Consider the following 21,103-nt stretch of genomic DNA (forward strand, 5'->3'; position numbering starts at 1 on the left):
CCGGTGAGTCAGGGCGGGACCGCCTCGCCGCCGGTGCGCAAGCGCAGCACCGGCAGCCCGGAATCCGGATGCGGCGCGATCGCGTGAGCGAGATCCGGCGTGGCCTGCGTCACCGCGTCGAGCGCCGTGCGCGCTTCGCGCAGTGGCCGCCACAGGCGCACCAGATTGAAGGCGCGCTGCTGCTGCAGCACCTGCGCACTGCCGATCCACAGCGGTACATTGCCCGGCTGCAGCCGCGTGTCCGCCGGCCACAGGCGCAGCACGAACACTTCGCCGGGCTGGTCGCCGTCGCGCAGCATCAGCAGGCTCTCCGCGCGGGTATCCAGCGTGGCCGGCAGCACCGGCTGCTCATCGTCGGGCAGGTCGCTGTCCAGCAGGTTCAGGGCTTCCTCCCACCCGGCCTGCGGCTGTTCGCGCCAACCGGCGGCCGTCAGGCTGGCCTTCAATGGCGCCAGCGGCCCGGCGACCTGCACGTCCAGCGGCCAGCGCTGTTCGTCATCGAATTCGTTCCGGCGCGCCGGCAGTGACTGCCAGTCGCGTTGCCACCAGTCCTGCAGCGCAATCGTCCGTTCGATCACCGGTGCCTGGAACTGCGCCAGCATGGGCTCCACGTTGCGCGGCGCATGCCACAGTCCGGCCAGCACGAAGCTGCCGTAGAACAACCATGCGATGGGCTTGATCCAGAACGAACGCACCATGCGGCGGCGGTACGCGATGCCCAGCACCAGCAGCCACACCAGGCCGAACAACATGCCGCCCACCACGTCGCTGAGCCAGTGCGCGCCCAGATAGATGCGCGCGAAACCGATCAGCGCCACCACGATGCCCGAGACCAGGTAAGGCCACACGCGCGTGCGGCCCGGCAGTTCGCGCGCGATCAACACAGCGAAGAAGCCGAAGGTGATCGTCGACATCGTCACCGCGATGGAGGGAAAACCGAAGCCGCTGCTGACGCTGGGCGGCTTGGGGATGTCCACCGACGCGCCGAGCCATGCGGTCAGCGCCAGGCCGAAGGCGAGCGCCGCGAGCCAGTGCCCGGCCGCCATCCAGCGCCTGCGCCAGCACAGGTAGACCAGCACCAGCAGCGACGCCGGTGCCAGCACCTGTTCGTCGCCCAGCGAAGCGATTGCGGCCAGCGGATAGTCCGCCAGCGGATTGCGCAGCGCACGCATCAGTTCGTGGACCCACAGGTCCATGGCGAGCGGTTCGCCGTGGCCGATCACGATGATGAGAAACGCGAACCACACCCACACGATCGCCAGCAGCAGGATCGCCAGCAGCGCGAGCGGCACGGACTCGCGCCGGAAGGGGTCGAACACGGCCGCGGTGTAGCGCCCCAGCACGGGGTGCGCGTGCGACCACGCCAGTGCGCGCGCCAGCAGGGCGTCGGCGTGCGCGGCGAACCAGCGGTAGGTATAGAGCACCAGCGCCCAGGCCAGCGTCAGCACCAGTACCAGCAGGCCCAGCACCAGGGCCAGCCGGCCCGCCACGGCGGCGACGGCATCGTAGGCATGGCCCAGCACCCAGCCGGGCAGCAGGAACGCCGCCGCCCACGCCACGCTGGCTGCGCCACTGGCCACCAGGTAACGGCGCAGCGGCATCCGCGAGATACCGGCCACGGCCGGCACGAAAGGGCGGATGGGCCCGACGAAGCGCGCGACGAAGATGCTCTTCCACGCATTGCGCCGGAACAGCAGTTCGCCGCGATCGAGCAATTGCGGGTATTTGCGGAACGGCCAGACCGTCCGCAGCTGTTGTCCCCAGCGGTGTCCTATCCAGTAACTGGTCGCATCGCCGATCAGGGCGCCCAGCGTGGCGCAGGCAACCGCATACGGGCCGGAAATCTCCCCCAGGCCGATCAGCACGCCCACCGCGAACAGCAGCGGCAGGGCGGGCACGATGGCGCCGATGATGATCGCCGCATCGCAGAACGCGATGGCGAAGATCACCAGGCCCGCGGCGACAGGATGTGCACTGATCCAGGCCAGCAGGTTGTCGAACCAGGAAGATTCCATCGCGGGATTATAGGCGGCTGTTCCTGACCCGCGTCTGCCACCCCCGGGCAGTAGAATGACGTCGTGGACTTGCGCTCGCCCTCCGAAATCACCGCACTCAAGGCCGACAGCTTCGGTCGCATCTCCCTGATGCAGGGACCGTCGGGTCCGTTCGTGCGCCGCGATCTCGCGCACGTGCCCCTGTGGCTGCGGCTGCCCGCCTGGTGGCTGGCGCGGCGCGAGGCTCTGGCGTTGCGCAAGGTCGCGGGGATGGCCGACGTGCCCCAGCTGCTCGACTGGACCGGCCGCCGGCTCGACCGCAGCTACATGGAGGGGGCGGCGATGTACCAGCGCCCGCCACGCGGCGACCTGGCCTACTTCCGCGCCGCACGCCGCCTGCTCCAGCACCTGCACCGCCGGGGCATCGCCCACAACGATCTCGCCAAGGAGGCGAACTGGCTGGTGCTGGAAGACGGCCGCCCGGCGATCATCGATTTCCAGCTCGCCACCCGCGGCGACCCGCGCTCGCGCTGGATGCGCCTGCTGGCGCGCCAGGACCTGCGCCATCTGCTCAAGCACAAGCGCATGTATTGCGGCGCGTCGCTCACCCCCATCGAGAAGCGGGTGCTCAAGCGCACGTCCTGGCTGCGTGACCTCTGGTTCCGCACCGGCAAGCCCGTCTACCGCTTCATCACCCGGCGGTTGCTGAAGTGGGAAGACAACGAAGGGCAGGGACCGAAGCCGTGAGCTTCCGGCGAGCACGCGCGGTCTCCTGTGCGGTGCCTGCGGACAGCACGCTGCGCGCCACGGCCGACGATGCCTACTTCGTGCATTGCGCCGCCATCGGACTGTCGCGCGCGCCCGTGTCCGCCTTGCAGGTGTACCAGGACATCGCGCATCTGGTGCCCGCCTGGTTCGAGGGAATGATGACGGCACGCAACTGCGTGATGCGGTGGTTGGGCATGAAGGACCTGGGGCGTATCCGTGCCGCAGGCCGGGCACCCGATGTGCGGGTCGGCGAGAAGGTCGGCATCTTCACCGTGCTCAGCCACGCCCCGGACGAGATCGTGCTGGGTGACCAGGACCGGCACCTGCGGGTGTCGCTGTCGTTGCAAGTCAGACGGCAGCACGATGCCGCGCATCTCTACTGCGCCACGGTGGTCGAACACCCCAACTGGCTGGGTCGGCTCTACATGCTGCCGGTGGATCCGATCCATCGGTTGATCGTGCCCCACCTGCTGCAACGCTACGCGCGTCGGCTGTGCGACGCCTCCGCCCCTTTCCCACGGGATGCACCATGAATCCACTGTCCGGCAAGACCCTCTTCATCACCGGTGCCTCGCGCGGCATCGGCCTGGCCATCGCCCTGCGCGCGGCGCGCGATGGCGCCAACGTGGCCATCGCCGCCAAGTCCTCGGTACCCAACCCCAAGCTGCCGGGCACCATCCACACGGCGGCCGAGGCGGTGAACGCGGCGGGGGGACGCGGACTCGCACTGAAGTGCGACATCCGCGAAGAAGACGACGTGAAAGCCGCCATGGCGGCCACGGCGGATGCCTTCGGCGGCATCGACATCCTGGTCAACAATGCCAGCGCCATCTGGCTGGCCGGCGCACTGGAAACCCCCATGAAGCGCTTCGACCTGATGCAGCAGGTCAACGCGCGCGGCAGCTTCCTGTGCGCGCAGGCCGCGCTTCCCTACCTGAAGCAGGCCCCCAATCCGCACATCCTGACGCTCGCGCCGCCGCCCACGCTGGACCCGAAGTGGTGGGCGCCGCACACCGGTTACACGTTGGCGAAGATGGGCATGAGCTTCGTGACTCTCGGACTGGCAGGCGAATTCGGTCCGCAGGGCATCGCCGTGAACGCGCTGTGGCCGCGTACCATCATCGCCACGGATGCGTTGAACATGATTCCCGGCGTGGAGATCCCGCGCTGCCGCACGCCGCAGATCGTCGCCGACGCCGCGCATGCCGTGCTGGCCCGTGATGCGCGTGGTTTCCACGGTCACTTCCTGATCGATGAGGATGTGCTGCGCGAAGCCGGCGTCGCGGATTTCGCGCCGTATGCCGTTGATCCGTCGCAACCGCTGCTGCCGGACCTGTTCCTGGAATAGCGGGCAGGTGCGTTGCGCAACCTGTCTTCGATGCCGGTCATGAAGAGGAGCCACGACGATGTCGCCATCTGAAACCGCAGGACGCCAGGCGCTGGCGTTCATCCGCATGGCCCTGGCCACGCTGCTTTTCGTCCACGGCATCGCGCGCGTGCTGGCCGATGGCGTGGCACCCTTCGGCGTTTTCCTGGAGTCGCGCGGATTTCCGTTCGGACTGGGGATCGCATGGTTCGTGACGGTGTTCGAACTGGTCGCGGCACCGGTGTTCGCGGCGGGCCGATGGATCACGCCGATCGCGCTGGTGTTCAGCGCGATCTACGCCTGCGGCATCTGGCTGGTGCACGCGCCGGCGGGCTGGTTCGTGGTGGGCCTTGGCCGCAATGGCGCCGAGTACAGCCTGCTGATCATCGCCTGCCTGCTGGCCAATGCGTGGGCGCACCGCACCCGTTCTTCCGTTCCGACATGAGGCTGTCATGAAATACCTGCACGCGATGATCCGCGTCCACGATCTGGAGGCCACCGGCCGCTTCCTCACCGAAGGCCTGGGCCTGGTGGAAACCCGGCGCATGGACAGTCCCCAGGGGCGATTCACCCTGGTCTACTTCGGCGCGCCGGCCAACCCGGAGACGGAGATCGAACTGACCTACAACTGGCCGCCGGAAGACGGATCGCCCGCCGAGGACTATGGCAGTGCGCGCAACTTCGGCCATCTCGCGTTCGAGGTCGACGACATCCATGCGACCTGCGCACACCTGCAGTCGCTGGGCATCACCATCAACCGCCCGCCGCGCGATGGCCGCATGGCCTTCGTCCGCACGCCGGACCTGATCTCGATCGAATTGCTGCAGAAGGGAGCCGCGCTGCCACCGCAGGAGCCTTGGCTGTCGATGGGCAATACCGGCGTCTGGTGACGGCCGGGGACGGCCGCCGGATACTTCCGCGCCCTCTGCCTGTTAACACCCGCGGCGCCCACGACGTCCTACGCAGGAAGAACGAGCAGGGAGTGGCGTGGACGCGACGGAGACCCTCGCGGCACTGGTGAAGGCCGCACGGACCGGTCAGCGCGCGGCGCTGGAGGCCCTGTATCGCCGTTTCGCGCCGGTGGTGCACGGCATCCTGCTGGCGCGCCTGCAGCCGGCCGATGCCGATGACCTGACGCAGGATGTATTCGAGACCGCGCTCGCGCGCCTGTCTTCCCTGCGGGAGGATGCCGCGTTCCCGGGGTGGATCGCCAGCATCGCCCGCCATGCGGCGCTCGACGCCGCGCGCCGGCGCGTGCCGCTGACGGGCATCGCGATGGACGATCTCACCGACGGCACCGACGTCGAAGCCCACGTGGAAGCCCGGCGCGCGATGGAGGCCATCCGCAGCTTGCCGGAAGCCTATCGCGAGACGCTGCTGCTGCGCCTGGTGGAGGGCCTGACGGGGCAGGAGATCGCAGAACGCACCGGCCTGGCGCCCGGCAGCGTGCGGGTGAACCTGCATCGTGGCATGGCCCTGCTGCGCGCCGCGCTGTCCACGCCTATACGAGGAGCATCGACATGACCCCGACCGACGACGCTTCGCCCGGCGACGACTACCTGTGGGATCGCAGTGGCGCGATCGACGACGACGTTGCGAGACTGGAGCGGCAGCTGTCGCTCTACCGCTGGCGTGACGTCTCTTCCGTGCGGGTCGCGCGTGTTCCCGCGTCCGCCCCCCGACGCCCGCTGCGCGCGCGTATCGGCTGGGCGATGGCTGCCACCCTGGCGATGCTGGCGGTGGGCCTGCTTGGCGGTTACGAGCGCCGCCTGCGTTGGCCGGTGGATCAGGCATGGCAGGTCGCGGAAGTTGCGGGCCAGGTGCGCATCGATGGTGCGACGGCAGGCGCGCACGCGTCCTTCAGTCCGGGGAGCGTGCTGGAAACCGGGCGAGGCGCGCATGCGCGCGTGCGCGTGGCCCGCATCGGCGAGCTGGTGGTGGGCGAAGGCGCGCGCCTGCGGCTGGTGGAAACACGCAGCGGCCGCCATCGCACCCGGCTTGAGCACGGTCGCATGTGGGCGCGCATCTGGGCGCCACCGGGCTCCTTCGGCGTGGATACGCACGCGGGCGAGGTCTTCGACCTCGGGTGCGAATTCGTACTGGAGGCGGGCCAGGAGGGCGCGGGATCACTGACGGTGCGCAGCGGCTGGGTGCAGGTGGACAACGCGTGGCGCGAAGTGCTGGTTCCGCAGGGCGCCCGCGTCGACTTCGAAGCGGGCGGCCGGCCCGGCATGCCCTACGACCTGGGCGCGAGCGCGGCTTTCCTGTCGGCCTTGCGCGATGTTGATGCACGCGTGGCGCAGGGGCAGGAGGGCGATACGCAGGAAGCGGTTGCGCGCCTGCTGGCGCATGCCCGTCCACAGGATGCGATCAGCCTGCTGTCGCTGGTGCAGGCGCACCCCGCTCTTGCCGACGGGCCGGTCTTCGATCGCCTGTCGTCATGGATGCCTGCGGATGCGCGCGTCACCCGCGCCGGCATCCGCGCCCAGGGCGCGCTGGCGCTGTCGCCGTGGTGGGACGCGTTGCCGTATCCGCGCATCAAGCACTGGTGGATGCAGTGGCCGGACGTGTTCGAGGCGCGTGCCGACGCGAGGACGCTGCTGCGGGAAACACCACGCTGAGTGACGAGCACGGGTTAACGCGGCGCGCACCGGTGGCGTCTTTTCCCATGCGCGGCAACGTCGCGCGGCACGCCGCACGGCGTTGCCCCATCACCGGAGAACCGTCATGAAGATCGTCCCGCTGCACCTGCGCGCCTGTGCCGTCCTGCTGGGCCTCAGTGCCCTGTCCATGCCCGCGCATGCCGGCCCGCCATTGCTGTGCGAACCGTTCGACACCGCGGATGCGCCATCGCTGCCCTGGGGCGCGGGGTGGAACACGCCGTCGCCGGCCTATGGCCTCGACCGCCTCGTCGCCGACACCCAGCGCCTGCTGGCCGCCGACACGCCGGTCATCGCGCGGATGGAAACGCTCCGCCGCGCGGCGATCTACGCCAGTCGCGACGGCGCTGTGCTGCGCGACCTGTCCGCGCGACTGGAAGCGCGCGTCGCCGCAGCCACCGGCGCGTCGGCGCTCGCGCTCGCGCTGTTCGATGCGGGCTACTTCCGCGAAACCCTGCAGGACCTGCTGCGCCTGCAGCGGTATGACATGCCGCGGACCGGCCGGATCGATGTCGCCGCGTTGCGCGCGCAACTGGCACGCGAAGACGGCAGCGTGCGGATGGCCCAGGCCGTGGCATTGCGGCCGCAGGACGCTTCGCTGCGTTTCGCCGCTGCGCTGGTGGCGCGCGCGGACGAACGGGCCGACGACGCCGGGCGCCTCGCGCTCGAGGCGCGCCAGGGGCTTCCGGGCGATGCGCTGCTGGCGCGCAACATCGCGCAGCTGGCGCGCTGAGGGACGGTGGCGGCCCCGCCGATAATGAGGAAGTGAACGACCTCCGAGCCCGCACCTTGGCAGTGCGGGCGCGATGAGGGAAGCTGGCAGCCTGTTCCCTCAATGCAGGTGCCCGATGAACCTCGCCCTGGTCGTGATCGATGTGCAGCGTGGCCTGTTCGAGCCGCAACCGTCGCCGGCCGATGCCGATGGCGTGATCGAGCGCATCAACGCGCTGTCGGCGAAGGCCCGCGAAGCCGGCATGCCCGTTGTTTTCGTGCAGCATGAGCGCGCAGGCGACCTGGAGCCGCAATCCACCGGTTGGGCGCTGCATCCCGCGTTGTCGGTGGCCGAGGGCGACCACCGCATCCGTAAGAGCACGCCGGATTCGTTCCTGCGCACCGGACTGGACGAGGTGCTGTCGTTCTGCGGCGTGGAAGGTGTGGTGCTGTGCGGTTACGCCACGGAGTTCTGCGTGGACACCACCACGCGCAGCGCGGCGGCGCATGGGTACCACGTGGTGCTGGCCGCCGACGCGCACACCACCCACGACAAGGCGCACGCGACGGCCGACCAGATCCGCACGCACCACAACGCCACGCTGCCGGCGATCCGCAGTTTCGGCGTGAGCATCCGGGCGCTGCCGGCCGACGGGATCGCCTTCACCGCCTGAGCGGCGGGATGCTGCGGCGCCCGCTGGCGCGGACCCCGCGATCGGCGACAATACACGGCCATTTCCGCTGCAGAGCCGCTGCCATGAGCGCCACGACCGCCGCCGACCTGCTGGCCAACGGCCAGCGCTACTACCTGCCCGTGTATCGTCCGCGCGACGTCATCCTGGAGCGCGGCCAGGGCGCGCGCGTCTGGGACAGCGAGGGACGCGAATTCATCGACCTGTCCGCCGGCATCGCCGTCTGCGGGCTGGGCCACAACGACCCCGACCTGGTCGCGGCGCTGACCGAGCAGGCGGGCAAGCTGTGGCATACCAGCAATGTCTTCTACAGCGAGCCGCCGCTGCGCCTGGCCGAGGAACTGGTCACCGCGTCGCGCTTTGCCGAGCGGGTCTTCCTGTGCAACTCCGGCGCGGAGGCCAATGAGGCGGCGATCAAGCTGGTGCGCAAGTGGGCCGCCGCGCAGGGCCGCGCGCCGGACCAGCGCGTGATCGTGACGTTCCGTGGCAGCTTCCATGGCCGCACGCTGGCCACCGTGACGGCGACGGCGCAACCGAAGTACCAGGAAGGCTACGAGCCGCTGCCCGCCGGGTTCCGCTACGTCGATTTCAACGACCTGACCCAGCTGGAGATCGCCATGTCCTGCGGCGATGTGGCGGCGGTGATGGTCGAGCCGGTGCAGGGCGAGGGCGGCGTGATGCCGGCCGCGCCCGGCTTCCTGGCCGGCGTGCGCGCGCTGTGCGATCACCATGGGGCGCTGCTGGTGCTGGACGAAATCCAGGCGGGCATGGGGCGCACCGGTACGCTGTTCGCGCACTGGCAGGACAGCGTGGTGCCCGACATCGTGACGCTGGCCAAGGCGCTGGGCGGCGGTTTTCCGGTCGGCGCGATGCTGGCCGGCCCGAAAGTGGCCGAGGTGATGCAGTTCGGCGCACATGGCACCACCTTCGGCGGCAATCCCCTGGCGGCGGCCGTCGCGCGCGTCGCGCTGCGCAAACTGGCCTCCCCGCAGATCGCCAACAACGTGGCGCGACAGGCCGCAGCGCTGCGCAAGGGGCTGGATGCGATCAATGCGGAACTCGGTCTGTTCTCGCAGCTGCGTGGACGCGGCCTGATGCTGGGTGCGGTGCTCGGCGCGAAGCATGCCGGCCGGGCCGGCGAGGTCCTGGACCGGGCGGCGGCGCAAGGCCTGCTGCTGTTGCAGGCAGGCCCCGACGTGCTGCGCTTCGTGCCCGCGCTGAACATCACCGACGAGGAAGTGGCCGAGGGCCTCCGGCGCCTGCATGCGGCGCTGCGGGCGTTCGCTGCCTGAGCGGTGCAGCCCTCCCGATGGCGGGCATGATCAGGCGGCCGGCAGGGTAAGGCGCGCCACGGTACGGCCGGGCACACTCTCGATCCGCAGGTCGATGCCGTGGCGTTCGCAGAGTCGCTGCACGATCGACAGGCCCAGGCCAAAGCCTGCACTGTCGTCATGCTTGATGAAGGGCTGGAAATCCACGTCGCGCACGCCGGCGCCCGGGTTGGAGACACACAGCGTGTCGCCGTCCATGGCGATGGCGATGCGACCTTCGCGGGTATGCGCGAACGCGTTGCCGACCAGGTTGGACAGCAGGATGTTCAGCACCGTGGTGGGCAGGTTCGTCGCGTGGTGGCTGGCGACATCGACGTGGACGTCCACCTGCTTGTTGTCCAGCAACGGCGATTGCTCGACGACGACGCGTTCCAGGACCGGCAGCACCGCGGTGGCGTTCGCGGGCCCCGGCGCTGCCTGCTCGCGCGCCAGCGACAGCAGCAGCATCACCGTCTGTTCCAGTTGCCGCGACGATTGCGCGATGTGGTCCAGGCTGCGGTGCGCCGCCTCCGACAGCCCCGGCTCCGTGCCCAGGCGCTCGGTCGCGGTGCGGATCACCGTCAGCGGCGTCCTCAGTTCATGGCTGGCATCGCGGGTGAACTCGCGTTCGCGCTCGACGAAGGCGCGCACGCGCGCGATCAGGTCGTCCAGCCGGCGCGCGAGCAAACCCACTTCATCGTCGGGGAATGCGGCGGCGAAATTCGGCGGCAGTCGCTCCGGCGTGGCGTCTCCCACCGCCTGGGCCAGTCGCGACAGGGGCGCTGTGATGCGATGGGCCAGCCAGCCACCGAGCAGCAGGGCCAGGGTCACCACTGCGACGCCTGTCCAGAACAGGAGGTGCAGGATCTGCGTCCGCATCGGCCGGACCGCCAGCAGAGAACTCACTTCGGCGACCAGCCACGCACGCGGACCCGCCGCGCCGGGCGGATCGAGGGGACGGAGGTGGTAGTGCCGGCCCGCGGCACCGGAGAATTCCCGCCGCCGCGTTTCCTGGCGCAGGACGTCGGCCATGCCGTCCGGGAGCGCGGACATGTCGGTGACCACGGACATGAAGCCGTCGCGCGGCGTCGCCCACGTCCCGTGGTCGCGATGATGCTGCAACTGCGCGGCCACCTCGCGTTCGAGCATCGCCTCGAAGAGGTGGTCTTCGACCGTGTAGACGAACAGCAGTACGTACAGCGCGAACACGGCCGCGACCACCACGGTGAACGTGGCGAACGCCAGCATCAGGCGGTTGCGCAGGCGCCTGCGGGGCGCGTGGGCGTTGCGGCTCATGCGTCGGCCTGCAGGCGGAAGCCCACGCCGTGCACGGTCTTCAGCATCGGGGTGGTGAAGGGCTTGTCCAATGCCTGCCGCAGCAGATACAGGTGCGTGCGCAGCGGATCGGACTCCGGTGGCGCGTCATTCCACAGGCGCTGGATCAGTTCGCTGCGCGTCAGCGTGCGCGGCCAGGCCTCGGCCAACGCCAGCAGGATCTGGTAGCTGGTCTGGTGGAGGTCCAGGTCGTGACCTTCCCGTCGCGCCCGGCCGTTGCGACGGTCGATATGCAGCGAGCCGATCTGCAGCACATGCGTCTGCCCGGCACGATGCCGTTGCGACAGTGCGATGCAGCGCGCCAGCAGTTCCGCGCCCGCGAACGGCTTTACCAGGTAGTCGTCGGCACCGGCCCGGAAGCCCTGCAGCTTGTCCTCCAGCGCATCGCGCGCGGTCAGCATCAGCACGGGGACATGCCGGTCGGCTTCTGCCCGCAGGCGCTCGCAGAGACGGACGCCGTCGAGCCCCGGCAGTCCCAGGTCCAGCACCACCACGTCGGGCGGCGCGTCCAGGGCCATCTGCAATCCGCTCCGTCCATCTCCGGCGAACTCGGCCCGGATCCCCTCCGCTGCGAACAGGCCATCGAGCTGCGCGCGCAGCAACGGGTTGTCCTCGATCACCAGGACGCGGAGCGCGGAGGCCTTCATCGGTTCAACCGTCGATGCGTTGCAGGAGGGCCCTAGCTTCTTCCATGTCGGGCTTGCCTTCCAGCACGTGCTGCACCAGTGCCCTGGCCTGCGCATGTTCGCCGAGCCGCAGGTGCGCTTCGGCGGCACCGAGTTTCAGCTCCGGTTGCGCCATGTACGGCATCGCCAGCTGCATCAGCTGCAGCGCGTGGCGGATGTCGTCGTCGCGGGAAGCGGCCTGCGCCTGGTAGTAGCCGAGCAGGCCGAGCAGGTCGACGTGGTAGCGCGCGGTCTCGGCGGCCAGGGCGGTCGCGGCGCTCCGGGTGTCGCCTGCGCGTGCCTGCGCTGCAAGTGCCATCGTCAGTTCGTCGCGCCACGCCGTGCGCGCGACCGGCGTACGGCCCGTGGCGCGCACGATGGCCTCGGCGACACCAGGGGTGGAGTAGGGGTTCTGCCCGGTGACGAGACGGCCGTCGACGACGACCTTCGGCATCATCAGCGGCGCCTCCTCCCAGCGTGCACCGCGCTCGCGCAGCCTGTCTTCCAGCAACCAGGGAAACTCCTTCGCCCAGCGCTTGCCGAACAGGGCTTCCTCCTCGTTGGTGAAGCCGGTCAGGGCCTTGCCATCCACGAGCGACGCGCCATTGCGCAGGCGGACGTCAGCGAGCGCGGCCGGTCCATGGCAGACCGCGCCGATCACGGCGCCGTGTTCGTACGCATCGGCCAGCAGCGATGCCAGCGCAGCATCGCGCGGCAGGTCGAACATCGCGCCCTTGCCGCCGACCACGTAGATGGCGGCGTAGTCACTCGCCTTCACGTCCCGGGTTTTCCGTGTGTCCGCGAGCACGCGTGTGGCGTCCGCATCGGCGAGCAGGGCCGCATTGAACGACTCCTGCGGGTTGTACTTGTCGGCTTCCACGGCACCCCCTTGCGGACTGGCGACCTCGATGGCGAAGCCGTTCGCCTTGAAGATCAGCCACGCCTGCGACAGCTCGTCGAACTCGTAGCCCGGTCGGGTCTTGCCCTGGTCGCGGCCTTCGCCGCTGACGACGATCAGGATCCTGCCCGCATCCGCCGCGTGCAGCGGTGTGGCGAGGGTGGCCAGCAGGAGTGTGCAGGCCAGGTGGAACGTGCGTGGAATGAAGCGCATGACGACGGTTCTCCGGTGGGTGGGCACCAGTGTCCTGTCGCCGGATCAATCAAGCTTCAAACCAGGCCGGTCACCAGCCGGTCTGGGGGCCGAAGGCGTAGCGTTTCAGCGCCTTGCCGAGCGTGCGCCCGTCGGTGACGGTCTCCGCGTGCAGGCCGGCTTCGCGCGCGCCCTGCACGTTGGTGAACTTGTCGTCGACGAACAGCGTGCTGGCGGCATCCCAGCCGAGCAGTTCCAGCGCATGCGTGAAGGTGGCCGGGGCCGGCTTGCGCCTCTGCAACCCGCCGCTGGTGAGTATCCGACCCTCGATCCGCGCCGCCAGTGGCGCGACGATGCGCGGGATGGCCTGCATCATCATCGCGCCATTGTTGGTCAGCACGCCCATCGCCACGTCCGCGTGCAGCGTGGCGATGCGGGTCAGCACGTCGTCCATGGCCGTGCTGCCGGCCATCCGCGACGCGATCCATGCGTCCTCGTCAATGGCAGCGCCGATCCCTTCGCCCAGCCGCTGCAGGTAAGTGTCCGTGTCGACACTGCCGCTGTCGTACTCGGTTTCCAGCCCCGACACGAACAGCACCTCGCGCACGCGCGCGTGTTCGCAGCCGGCATGCGCGGCCAGGTGTGCGATCCGGACTTCGTGCCGGTAATGCGCCAGGACGCCATCGAAATCGAACAGCACCTGCCGGATGCGCGGCTTCATCCGGCCGCGACCACCTTGAATGCGTCGCGAGCGGCGGCGAGCGTGGCCTCGATCACCTCGGGTGTGTGTGCGCTGGACATGAAGCCGGCTTCGAATGCGGACGGTGCCAGGTACACGCCACGCTCCAGCATGGCGTGGAAGAAGCGGTTGAACGCCGCCGTGTCGCAGGCCACCGCCTGTGCGTAGGTATCCACCTGCTGGTCGGTGAAGAACAGGCCGAACATCGCGCCGACGCGGGTCGTGGTGAGCGGCACGCCGGCAGCACGCGCGGCGGCCTCCATGCCTTCGCACAACATAGCGCTCGCGGCGGCCAGTGCGTCATGGAAGCCCGGCGCCTGGATCAGGTCCAGCATGGCCAAGCCGGCGGCCATCGCCACCGGATTCCCGCTCAGCGTACCGGCCTGGTAGATGGGACCGGCCGGCGCGATCTGCTGCATCAGGTCGCGGCGACCACCGTAGGCGCCCACCGGCATGCCGCCGCCGATGATCTTGCCGAACGTGGTCAGATCGGGCGTGATGCCGTAGTGCGCCTGCGCGCCGCCCAGTGCCACGCGGAAGCCGGTCATCACTTCGTCAAAGATCAGCAGCGCGCCATGCTGCGTGCACAGCGCGCGCAGGTGCTGCAGGTAGCCTTCGCGCGGCGGCAGGCAGTTGGCGTTGCCGACGACGGGTTCGATGATCAGGCAGGCGATCTCGCTGCCGTACTGCTCGAACAGCGCGGTCGCGCCCTCGAAGTCGTTGTAGCTCAGCGTCAGGGTCAGTTCGCTCAGGCCGGCCGGCACGCCGGGCGAGGTCGGCACGCCGAGCGTGAGCATGCCGCTGCCGGCCTTCACCAGGAACGAATCGCCGTGCCCGTGGTAGCAGCCTTCGAACTTGACGATGCGGTTGCGGCCGGTGGCGCCACGCGCCAGGCGGATCGCCGACAGCGTGGCCTCGGTGCCGGAATTGACCATGCGTACCATTTCGCACGAAGGCACCAGCCGCGTGATCGTTTCGGCCATCGTCACTTCGGCCGGGCAGGGCGCGCCGAACGACAGGCCGCTCTGGATCGCCGCCTGCACCGCCTCGCGCACGACCGGATGGTTGTGGCCGACGATCATCGGGCCCCACGAGCCCACGTAGTCGATGTAGCGGTTGCCATCCACGTCATGCAGCCAGGCGCCATCGGCGCGCTGCACGAAGAACGGTTCGCCGCCCACCGACTTGAACGCGCGCACCGGCGAATTGACGCCGCCGGGCAGCAAGGCCTTGGCTCGGGTGAAGAGGGCGTGGGACTGGTCGTGGTTCATGGGGGGTTCCAGTAAGGGATATCTGTAGGAGGGGCTTTAGCCCCGAGAGCTTCGGCAACGAAGGCGGTCGGGGCTAAAGCCCCTCCTACACGGGTCAGATGCCGAAGCCACGTCGATAGGCGATCGCCGCCGCCGCCGGATCGGGCGCCTCGAACACGCCGCCGATCACGGCAACCAGGTCGGCGCCGGAGGCGACCAGCGGCCCCATATTGTCCGGGGTAATGCCACCTATCGCCACCCGCGGCACGCCCAGCGCCGCGGCACCGGTCAGCAGGGCCGATGCCGCGCGGCGAGTGGTCACCTTGCTGGTGGTGGGGAAAAACGCGCCGAAGGCCACGTAACTGGCGCCTGCGGCGACCGCGCGTTGTGCGTGCACGGCCTCGTCGTAACAGGAGGCCCCGACGATGGCGTCTTCACCCAGTCGCGCGCGCGCGGTAGCGATATCGCCGTCGTCCTCGCCCAGGTGGACCCCCGCTGCCCCCACCGCTTCGGCCAGGGCGACATCGTCATTGATGATCAGCGGCACGCCGGCCTGCACGCACAGCGCGTGCAGCGCGGTGGCCTGTTCGCCCCGGCGGTCAGCGCCGGCAGCCTTCTGCCGGTATTGCAGCCACGTGGCATAGGGGAGTACGGCCGCCACGCGCGCCAGCAGGCGGGCGGTGTCCGGCTCTTCCGGCGTGATCAGGTACAGCCCGCGGGCAGTGCGGACGGACGGCGGCAGGGCTGTCATGGGTGAACTTCCGGTGCACGGGCGGCGGTGGGACAATGGCCGCTCCTTCCAGCGTGCATTATCCGATGACCGACGCCACCGCCACCATCTTCCGCACCTGGATGTGCGTGGTCTGCGGCTTCATCTACGACGAGGCCGATGGCCTGCCGGAAGAAGGCATCGCCCCGGGCACGCGCTGGGAAGATATCCCGGCCGACTGGACCTGCCCGGATTGCGGCGTGGGCAAGGACGATTTCGAGATGGTGGAGCTGGACTGACATGCTTCCTGCGCCCCTGTAGGAGCGACGTGAGTCGCGACCGGAGGCGTCGGATGTCCGTAATGCGACCCCGGCAGGGGATGGTTGTTTACGGCGAAACAGCGTGAGGTAACGCGCGCAAAGCCGGGACGATGGAGTTCATGTTGTGCGGTCGCGACTCACGTCGCTCCTGCAGGGGACGCAGGAAGTGGCCTGCTCCTGACGCTCAATGCATCCGCGACGAACGCACCGCGCTGAGCTCCACCAGTTGCTCGCGGATCGCCGACGTGTCGTTCGCCTCCGGCGCCAGCTGCAGATAGCGCGTCAGGTCGCGCTGGGCGCCATGGCGGTGATCCATCTTGAGGTACGCGAGGCCGCGGTCGCGCAGGGCATCCGGTTGATCGGGCGTCAGCTTGAGCACGCGATCGACGCTGCGCGCGGCGCGGTCCCACTCCTCGCGCTCGGCGTACACACCGTGCAGGTTGCGCAGCGTACGCACCAGGATCGCGCGTGGTGAAGCCGGGTTGAGGATGTGCAGCAGCGCTGCATCGTCGGGAACATCGCCGCCCAGATGCGGCTTGGCGCGTTCGCGCAGTTCGTCCACGCCCAGCGGACGGCCACCGTTGAAGGGATCCATCACCAGCAGGCCGTCGTCCACCGGCAGGCGCACCAGGAAATGACCGGGGAAGGACACACCGTCCAGGGGCACGCCCAGCCGGTGGGCCACTTCCATCTGCACCATCGCCAGCGACACCGGGTTGCCCAGCCGGCGCTCGAACACCTGGTTGAGGTAGCTGTTGCGCGGGTCGTAGTACTCGTCGTGGTTGCCGGTATAGCCCAGTTCGTCGAACAGGTGCCGGTTGATCGCCGCCATCTTCAGCGGCCACGGCTCGATCGTGTCGATCTCATGGCGCAGGTGTTCGGCGTGGCTCTGGACCAGCGTGTCGTAAAGGTCCGGGTCCAGGTCGGGGTACTCGTCGCGCGCGATCAGCAGCGCGGTTTCCAGCAGCGGCACGGTTTCATCCGCCTGGCTGGCCAACGCATTCCATTCCGGCAATGTCAGTCGATCCCCCATGGCCACAGAGTGCGGCCGTTCGCGCCGACAATCAAGCCTCAGCGGACGGGCGGAATGCCATCGCCGAGGCCCAGTTCCGCGCCGTCCTCGAGCTTCAGCCGTTCCGCTTCGCCGGCATTGAGTTCAAGCACGTAACGGGCCGGCCGGGCGCTGGGGTAGGACGGGCAGGCATTGCCGCCGGAACAGGGCGGCACGTTGCGCTGCTGCGACACCAGCTTGCGGCTGTTGTCGAAGTAGAGGATGTCCAATGCGATGCGGGTGTTCTTCATCCAGTACGCCTGCGGCTCTTCGGCGTCGTGGATGAAGAGCATGCCGGTGCCATCGGCCATCGCATCGCGGAACATCAACCCGCGCGCACGCTCGGCATCGTCGTCGGCGATCTCCACCGTGAAGCGCTCGCCGCCCACTTCGACCCATGGCCCGCCGTTGGCGCAGCCGCTGAGGAGAAGGGTAAAAGCGAGCACGGTCAGCTGGGGGAGGCGCATGTCGAAGTCCGCTGTTCGAGGAGGGCCGTAGTGTAGCGCCGTGCCCGGAGCCTGTCGGTCTGCGGTGATGGGTGCGCGCGCCGCAGCGGGTTCAGTCCGTGCGCAGCTTCGCGGCGATCCTCTCCGCCGCGAGCCGGTTGTCGCGATAGTAGGCGGCGTTCTCCGCCAGCGCGTGCCAGCGCTGCTGGTCTTCCACGTGATGGCGCAGTTGGCGGACGACGCCCGGCATCAGCTGGTGATGACGGGCGCCGTCCGCGCGCTGGGCGACCTGCAGCAGGTCGAGCAGCAGCAGGATGCCGTCATGGTTGCGTTCGGCCTGCCTGCGTGCCGCGAGGAACAGCCTGTCGAGCCCGGCCGGCGGCAGCCTGGCGAGGCCCGGGTCCGCCAGGCTGTGGCCGGGATCGGCCTGCAGTACGTGCAGTGCGTCATCCAGCGGGATGAGGGGCGGTGCGGACATCGCCACATCGTATGTATCGGCGGCGGGCGCTTCGTGCCCGTTGGCTTCCATCAATGGCATCGACATCTCCTTGTGTCTGTGGGAAGGCTCGCCGTGGCCCGGCTTCCGTGGGCAGGAACGCCGCCACGCGATCGGTACCGACTTTATGAACTCGATAAGTTCACGTCAATTAACTTAATTGGTTAATTAGTGTGATTCGCCGCCGCTAACGTTCCCCGCATGGGCAACGAGCGTGAAAAATTCTCGCAGCGACTGGCGCACGCCATGCAGCAGGCTGGCTACGAGCCACGCCCGACGGTGTTGTTCCATCTGTTCAACACCCGCTATCGCGGCCGCTCTGTCACTTTCCAGACCACGTCACGCTGGCTCGGTGGCCGCGCGATTCCCGCGCAGGACAAGCTGCAGGTGCTGGCGGACCTGCTGGGGGCGGATCCGCATACCCTGCGCTTCGGCACGAGCACGCGCTCACGCGTGGCCGAAACGCGGGCCACGTGGCCTGCCGGCGCCGGTAGCCGCGAGCGCCAGGTGATCGATGCCTTCCTGCGGTTGCCGCCGAAGAAGCGCGAACTCGTGGGCGAACTGGTGAAAGCGCTGGCGGACGAGGCGTAAAAGCGCTCGGCCGCCTGGGCCGGTCGCCTAGCGCAGCACGACCGGCGGTTCGCCGCCGACGATGACGATATCTGCCGGACGGCGGGCGAACAGGCCCACGCTGACCACGCCGGGGATCTGGTTGATCTCGCGTTCCATCGCGACCGGGTCGGTGATCGACAGGTTGTGGATGTCCAGCACCACGTTGCCGTTGTCGGTGGTCACGCCGTCGCGCCACACCGGCTGGCCGCCGGTCAGCGCGAGGATCTCGCGCGCCACCAGGCTGCGCGCCATCGGGATGACTTCCACCGGTAGCGGGAACCTGCCCAGCACGGGCACCTGCTTGCTGGGGTCGATGATGCAGACGAACTGCTTGCTGGCCTCGGCGATGATCTTCTCGCGCGTCAGCGCCGCGCCGCCGCCCTTGATCAGGCGCTTGTGCGGGTCGCACTCATCGGCACCGTCCACGTACAGCGACAGCGTGCCGGTGTGATTGAGGTCCAGCACCTCGATGCCGTGCTGCTTCAGGCGCGCCGTGCTCTGTTCGGAACTGGACACTGCGCCCTTGATGCGGTCCTTGATGCCGGCCAGCGCATCGATGAAGAAGGCCACGGTGGAGCCCGTGCCCACGCCGACGATCATGCCGTCCTCGACGAACTCGATGGCCTTCTCGCCGGCCAGGCGCTTTGCTTCGCTCATGGGTTCAACACTCGTGTACAGGATGGGGTTGTTGTAGGAGCGACGTAAGTCGCGACCGGGAGGGTGGGGATGCAGGGGAAGGCAGGGGACGTGGGAAGCGCGGTGCTGTCATTCTCCCCCGGTCTGCAGGGCGTGCGGTCGCGACTTACGTTGCTCCTACAGGGGCATGGCTACTCCAGCGCCAGCAGGAACTTCCACTGTGCGGCCGTCACCGGCGATACGGAAAGGCGGCTGCCGCGCTGGGTCAGCGCGAAGCCTTCCCCCAGCGCATCGGCATGCTGCTTGACCTCTTCCAGCGTGATGGTGCGCTTGAGCTTGCGCTCGAACGTCACGTCCACCAGCGACCAGCGCGGATCTTCGCGCGTGCTCTTGGGGTCGTGGTAGTCGGATTTCGGATCGAACTGCGTTTCGTCCGGATAGGCGGTACTGGACACGGTGGCCGTGCCGACGATGCCCGGCTCCTTGCAGTTGGAGTGATAGAACAGCACGCCATCGCCTGCCTGCATGCTGCGCATGAAATTGCGCGCCTGGTAGTTGCGCACGCCGTTCCACGGCTCGGTGCCGACCTTTTCCAGGTCATCGATGGAGAAGGCATCCGGTTCCGACTTCATCAGCCAGTAGCGCTTGCGGGCGGTCATGGTGGGGCGTCCGGCAAAGAGGAGGAAGGAAGCAGCGTGTCGCGCTCGGTGCAGATGGCATCCAGCGGTACGTCCCAGGCCTGCGCGCCGACCGTGCCGATGCGCTGCGCCTCGAAGCCGACGCCGACCAGCCACGGCGGCGCGGGGCGTTGCAGGCGTGGCGCCAGCGTGCGGTCGTACCACCCGCCGCCCATGCCGAGACGGTGGCCCGCGGCGTCGAACCCCACCAGTGGCACGACGATCAACGCCATGTCCGTGGCGACCAGGCCGGCGCGTGGATCGGCATCCGGTTCGGGAATGCCGTAGCGGTTGGTCACCAGCTCGTCGCCCGGCCGCCAGGGTGCGAAGCGGAGTGTTTCGTCGTCGGCCAATACAGGCAGGCAGTAGACCAGGCCCGGCGGCAGGCGCAGCTGCCAGCTGTGGAGGCCGATTTCGCCGTCCATCGCCCAATAGCCGGCGACGTAACCTGTGGCGGGGAAGAAGGGGAGTGCGAACAGGCGCGTGGCCAGTGCGTCGGCGCCGGCGATGCGCTCGGCGGCGGGCAGGGCGCGGCGGCGCGCACGCAGTTCACGGCGCAGCGCATTGCGCTCGGCGGCCATGGCGGAAGACGGGGAGTCGGGCATGCGTGAATTTTACGGCATGCACACCGGCGTTGCCGGTGGGACCGCGGGAGCGGCGTCAGTCACGGCCCTGGGCGTCGGATCCCTAGTGCAGTCGGCTTCGTTTCGAAGTCATCCCGCTCAAGGGCGGGTGCAACAGGACCGGCCGGGTCGCGGCTGATGCCGCTGCCGCGGGAAAAATACGTCCTCCGCCATGCACGATGTTCGCGAAACGACCTTGAACCCGGGGTTCAAGTGGGAAGGTTGGGCAACCATCGGGCTTTCCGCTGCGAGGCAGACCTGCACTCCCGGTAACCGTCACCATCCCGTGGTCGTAATTAAGGGACAAGGCGAATGTTTGCGCTCACTGTCGAGTACAGCAGAGGACGCGAGGCCAGTATAGCGATTGAGGACTTTTTGCCTAGCCCGTTCGTCGGCCGATTCAGTGCGCGGTCGGCGACATGCACATGCTGTTACGGCGTACCCAGCACGCCGTCGAGCTTGCGGTGCAGGTCCTGCAGCGTGCGTTCGACATCGCGGTTGCGTGCGTGTTGTTCATCGCGCAACTGTTGCAATTCGTGTGCCAGGTTCAGCGCGGCCAGCACGGCGATGCGGTCGACCGCGGCCATGCGGTTGCTGCCGCGCACCTCGCGCATGCGGCTGTCGAGCAGCTTGGCGGCCGCCATCAGGCTGGAACGTTCATCGGGCGCGACGCCGACGGTGTACTCGCGGTCCAGGAGGTGGACGCTGACCGGTTCGTTGGCGCTCACGTGTGCTGCTCCAGGGATTTCAGGCGGCTGATCATCGCTTCCACCCGCGAACGCGCCTGTTCGTTCTTGGCCAGCAATTGCGAGCGTTCACCGACCAGCTGTTCCTGCTGCTGGCGCAGGCTGCGGTTCTCGTCCGCCAGGCGATGGCAGCGGTCCGCCAGGTCCTGGATGCGCGTGCTGAGCGCGCGGAGCTGGTCGAGGAGGTCGGCGTTGTCCATGGCGGGC

The 21,103-nt window shown here is 68.8% G+C and carries 27 protein-coding genes and 1 other RNA gene; 12 read left to right on the plus strand and 16 right to left on the minus strand.

What is annotated here, in order from left to right; translation table 11 throughout:
- Window positions 1-8: 8 nt before the first annotated feature.
- A complete protein-coding gene (locus AC3DET_RS13465; RefSeq protein WP_488391956.1) occupies window positions 9-2,015 on the minus strand; it encodes a bifunctional DedA family/phosphatase PAP2 family protein in 2,007 nt (668 codons plus the stop codon).
- 129 nt (window positions 2,016-2,144) lie between these two features.
- Here AC3DET_RS13465 and AC3DET_RS13470 point away from each other — a divergent pair, with 129 nt between their 5' ends.
- The 10 genes from AC3DET_RS13470 (at window position 2,145) to AC3DET_RS13515 (ending at window position 9,483) form a co-directional block, all read left to right on the plus strand.
- Window positions 2,145-2,741: a phosphotransferase gene (locus AC3DET_RS13470; protein WP_255431487.1), complete on the plus strand. Its 597-nt coding sequence runs from the start codon at window positions 2,145-2,147 to the stop codon at window positions 2,739-2,741.
- Window positions 2,738-3,295: a DUF2867 domain-containing protein gene (locus AC3DET_RS13475; protein ID WP_446538305.1), complete on the plus strand. Its 558-nt coding sequence runs from the start codon at window positions 2,738-2,740 to the stop codon at window positions 3,293-3,295. Before AC3DET_RS13470 ends, AC3DET_RS13475 begins: the two co-directional genes overlap by 4 nt.
- The gene (locus AC3DET_RS13480) at window positions 3,292-4,110 is read left to right on the plus strand and encodes an SDR family oxidoreductase (protein ID WP_446538304.1); all 819 of its coding nucleotides are present in this window, start codon (window positions 3,292-3,294) and stop codon (window positions 4,108-4,110) included. The genes AC3DET_RS13475 and AC3DET_RS13480 overlap by 4 nt, the downstream gene beginning before the upstream one ends.
- 58 nt (window positions 4,111-4,168) lie before the next feature.
- Window positions 4,169-4,573, plus strand: a complete 405-nt coding sequence (locus AC3DET_RS13485) for a DoxX family protein (protein ID WP_488391957.1) — start codon at window positions 4,169-4,171, stop codon at window positions 4,571-4,573.
- Between the two features lie 7 nt (window positions 4,574-4,580).
- Window positions 4,581-5,018: a VOC family protein gene (locus AC3DET_RS13490; RefSeq protein WP_488391958.1), complete on the plus strand. Its 438-nt coding sequence runs from the start codon at window positions 4,581-4,583 to the stop codon at window positions 5,016-5,018.
- A gap of 97 nt (window positions 5,019-5,115) precedes the next feature.
- Entirely contained in the window at window positions 5,116-5,652 is a 537-nt protein-coding gene (locus AC3DET_RS13495) for an RNA polymerase sigma factor (RefSeq protein ID WP_337731630.1), read from the plus strand.
- Window positions 5,649-6,749 carry a hypothetical protein gene (locus AC3DET_RS13500; RefSeq protein WP_488391959.1) on the plus strand — a complete coding sequence of 367 codons (1,101 nt, stop codon included), beginning with the start codon at window positions 5,649-5,651 and terminating at the stop codon, window positions 6,747-6,749. Before AC3DET_RS13495 ends, AC3DET_RS13500 begins: the two co-directional genes overlap by 4 nt.
- A gap of 106 nt (window positions 6,750-6,855) precedes the next feature.
- Window positions 6,856-7,521 carry a hypothetical protein gene (locus AC3DET_RS13505; RefSeq protein WP_488391960.1) on the plus strand — a complete coding sequence of 222 codons (666 nt, stop codon included), beginning with the start codon at window positions 6,856-6,858 and terminating at the stop codon, window positions 7,519-7,521.
- A 115-nt stretch (window positions 7,522-7,636) separates the two neighbouring features.
- On the plus strand, window positions 7,637-8,173 hold the full coding sequence (locus AC3DET_RS13510; RefSeq protein WP_337731627.1) for a cysteine hydrolase family protein: 537 nt from the start codon (window positions 7,637-7,639) through the stop codon (window positions 8,171-8,173).
- An 83-nt stretch (window positions 8,174-8,256) separates the two neighbouring features.
- Window positions 8,257-9,483: an acetylornithine transaminase gene (locus AC3DET_RS13515; RefSeq protein ID WP_488391961.1), complete on the plus strand. Its 1,227-nt coding sequence runs from the start codon at window positions 8,257-8,259 to the stop codon at window positions 9,481-9,483.
- Window positions 9,484-9,513: 30 nt separating this feature from the next.
- Here AC3DET_RS13515 and AC3DET_RS13520 read toward each other — a convergent pair whose 3' ends face one another.
- The 6 genes from AC3DET_RS13520 to thiE form a co-directional block, all read right to left on the minus strand.
- Complete coding sequence (locus AC3DET_RS13520) at window positions 9,514-10,797, minus strand: sensor histidine kinase (protein WP_488391962.1); 1,284 nt, start codon at window positions 10,795-10,797, stop codon at window positions 9,514-9,516.
- Entirely contained in the window at window positions 10,794-11,483 is a 690-nt protein-coding gene (locus tag AC3DET_RS13525) for a response regulator transcription factor (RefSeq protein ID WP_488391963.1), read from the minus strand. The genes AC3DET_RS13520 and AC3DET_RS13525 overlap by 4 nt, the downstream gene beginning before the upstream one ends.
- Window positions 11,484-11,487: 4 nt before the next feature.
- On the minus strand, window positions 11,488-12,612 hold the full coding sequence (locus tag AC3DET_RS13530) for a DJ-1/PfpI family protein (RefSeq protein ID WP_488391964.1): 1,125 nt from the start codon (window positions 12,610-12,612) through the stop codon (window positions 11,488-11,490).
- A 70-nt stretch (window positions 12,613-12,682) separates the two neighbouring features.
- Window positions 12,683-13,312 carry an HAD-IA family hydrolase gene (locus tag AC3DET_RS13535; RefSeq protein ID WP_337731622.1) on the minus strand — a complete coding sequence of 210 codons (630 nt, stop codon included), beginning with the start codon at window positions 13,310-13,312 and terminating at the stop codon, window positions 12,683-12,685.
- Window positions 13,309-14,601 carry a glutamate-1-semialdehyde 2,1-aminomutase gene (gene hemL / locus AC3DET_RS13540; RefSeq protein WP_488391965.1) on the minus strand — a complete coding sequence of 431 codons (1,293 nt, stop codon included), beginning with the start codon at window positions 14,599-14,601 and terminating at the stop codon, window positions 13,309-13,311. The genes AC3DET_RS13535 and hemL overlap by 4 nt, the downstream gene beginning before the upstream one ends.
- 94 nt (window positions 14,602-14,695) lie before the next feature.
- Entirely contained in the window at window positions 14,696-15,331 is a 636-nt protein-coding gene (thiE, locus tag AC3DET_RS13545; RefSeq protein WP_488391966.1) for a thiamine phosphate synthase, read from the minus strand.
- 65 nt (window positions 15,332-15,396) lie between these two features.
- Here thiE and AC3DET_RS13550 point away from each other — a divergent pair, with 65 nt between their 5' ends.
- Window positions 15,397-15,588, plus strand: coding sequence for a rubredoxin (locus AC3DET_RS13550; RefSeq protein ID WP_225591031.1), 192 nt, complete (start codon window positions 15,397-15,399; stop codon window positions 15,586-15,588).
- Between the two features lie 205 nt (window positions 15,589-15,793).
- Here AC3DET_RS13550 and AC3DET_RS13555 read toward each other — a convergent pair whose 3' ends face one another.
- From AC3DET_RS13555 to AC3DET_RS13565, 3 genes are all read right to left on the minus strand, one after another.
- On the minus strand, window positions 15,794-16,642 hold the full coding sequence (locus AC3DET_RS13555; protein ID WP_192202143.1) for a SirB1 family protein: 849 nt from the start codon (window positions 16,640-16,642) through the stop codon (window positions 15,794-15,796).
- Between the two features lie 38 nt (window positions 16,643-16,680).
- The gene (locus tag AC3DET_RS13560; RefSeq protein WP_337731617.1) at window positions 16,681-17,127 is read right to left on the minus strand and encodes a DUF192 domain-containing protein; all 447 of its coding nucleotides are present in this window, start codon (window positions 17,125-17,127) and stop codon (window positions 16,681-16,683) included.
- 91 nt (window positions 17,128-17,218) lie between these two features.
- A complete protein-coding gene (locus tag AC3DET_RS13565) occupies window positions 17,219-17,644 on the minus strand; it encodes a hypothetical protein (protein ID WP_488391967.1) in 426 nt (141 codons plus the stop codon).
- Window positions 17,645-17,803: 159 nt separating this feature from the next.
- Between AC3DET_RS13565 and AC3DET_RS13570 the strand changes: the two genes are divergently transcribed.
- Window positions 17,804-18,193, plus strand: coding sequence for a transcriptional regulator (locus AC3DET_RS13570; RefSeq protein ID WP_192202140.1), 390 nt, complete (start codon window positions 17,804-17,806; stop codon window positions 18,191-18,193).
- Window positions 18,194-18,220: 27 nt separating this feature from the next.
- Here the strand turns inward: AC3DET_RS13570 and rpiA are convergent, their stop codons facing one another.
- The 6 genes from rpiA to AC3DET_RS13600 all read right to left on the minus strand — a co-directional run bounded on the left by rpiA (window position 18,221) and on the right by AC3DET_RS13600 (window position 21,096).
- Window positions 18,221-18,871 carry a ribose-5-phosphate isomerase RpiA gene (gene rpiA / locus AC3DET_RS13575; RefSeq protein WP_337731615.1) on the minus strand — a complete coding sequence of 217 codons (651 nt, stop codon included), beginning with the start codon at window positions 18,869-18,871 and terminating at the stop codon, window positions 18,221-18,223.
- Between the two features lie 170 nt (window positions 18,872-19,041).
- Window positions 19,042-19,509, minus strand: a complete 468-nt coding sequence (locus AC3DET_RS13580) for an EVE domain-containing protein (RefSeq protein WP_488391968.1) — start codon at window positions 19,507-19,509, stop codon at window positions 19,042-19,044.
- Entirely contained in the window at window positions 19,506-20,132 is a 627-nt protein-coding gene (locus tag AC3DET_RS13585; RefSeq protein WP_488391969.1) for a 5-formyltetrahydrofolate cyclo-ligase, read from the minus strand. The genes AC3DET_RS13580 and AC3DET_RS13585 overlap by 4 nt, the downstream gene beginning before the upstream one ends.
- Before the next feature lie 178 nt (window positions 20,133-20,310).
- A non-coding RNA gene (gene ssrS, locus AC3DET_RS13590) (6S RNA) lies at window positions 20,311-20,497 on the minus strand.
- A gap of 84 nt (window positions 20,498-20,581) precedes the next feature.
- Window positions 20,582-20,878: a cell division protein ZapA gene (locus AC3DET_RS13595; RefSeq protein ID WP_142125591.1), complete on the minus strand. Its 297-nt coding sequence runs from the start codon at window positions 20,876-20,878 to the stop codon at window positions 20,582-20,584.
- Complete coding sequence (locus tag AC3DET_RS13600; protein WP_142125592.1) at window positions 20,875-21,096, minus strand: TIGR02449 family protein; 222 nt, start codon at window positions 21,094-21,096, stop codon at window positions 20,875-20,877. Before AC3DET_RS13600 ends, AC3DET_RS13595 begins: the two co-directional genes overlap by 4 nt.
- Window positions 21,097-21,103: the final 7 nt, after the last annotated feature.

The organism is Pseudoxanthomonas sp. 97-1-1 (genome assembly GCF_057773125.1).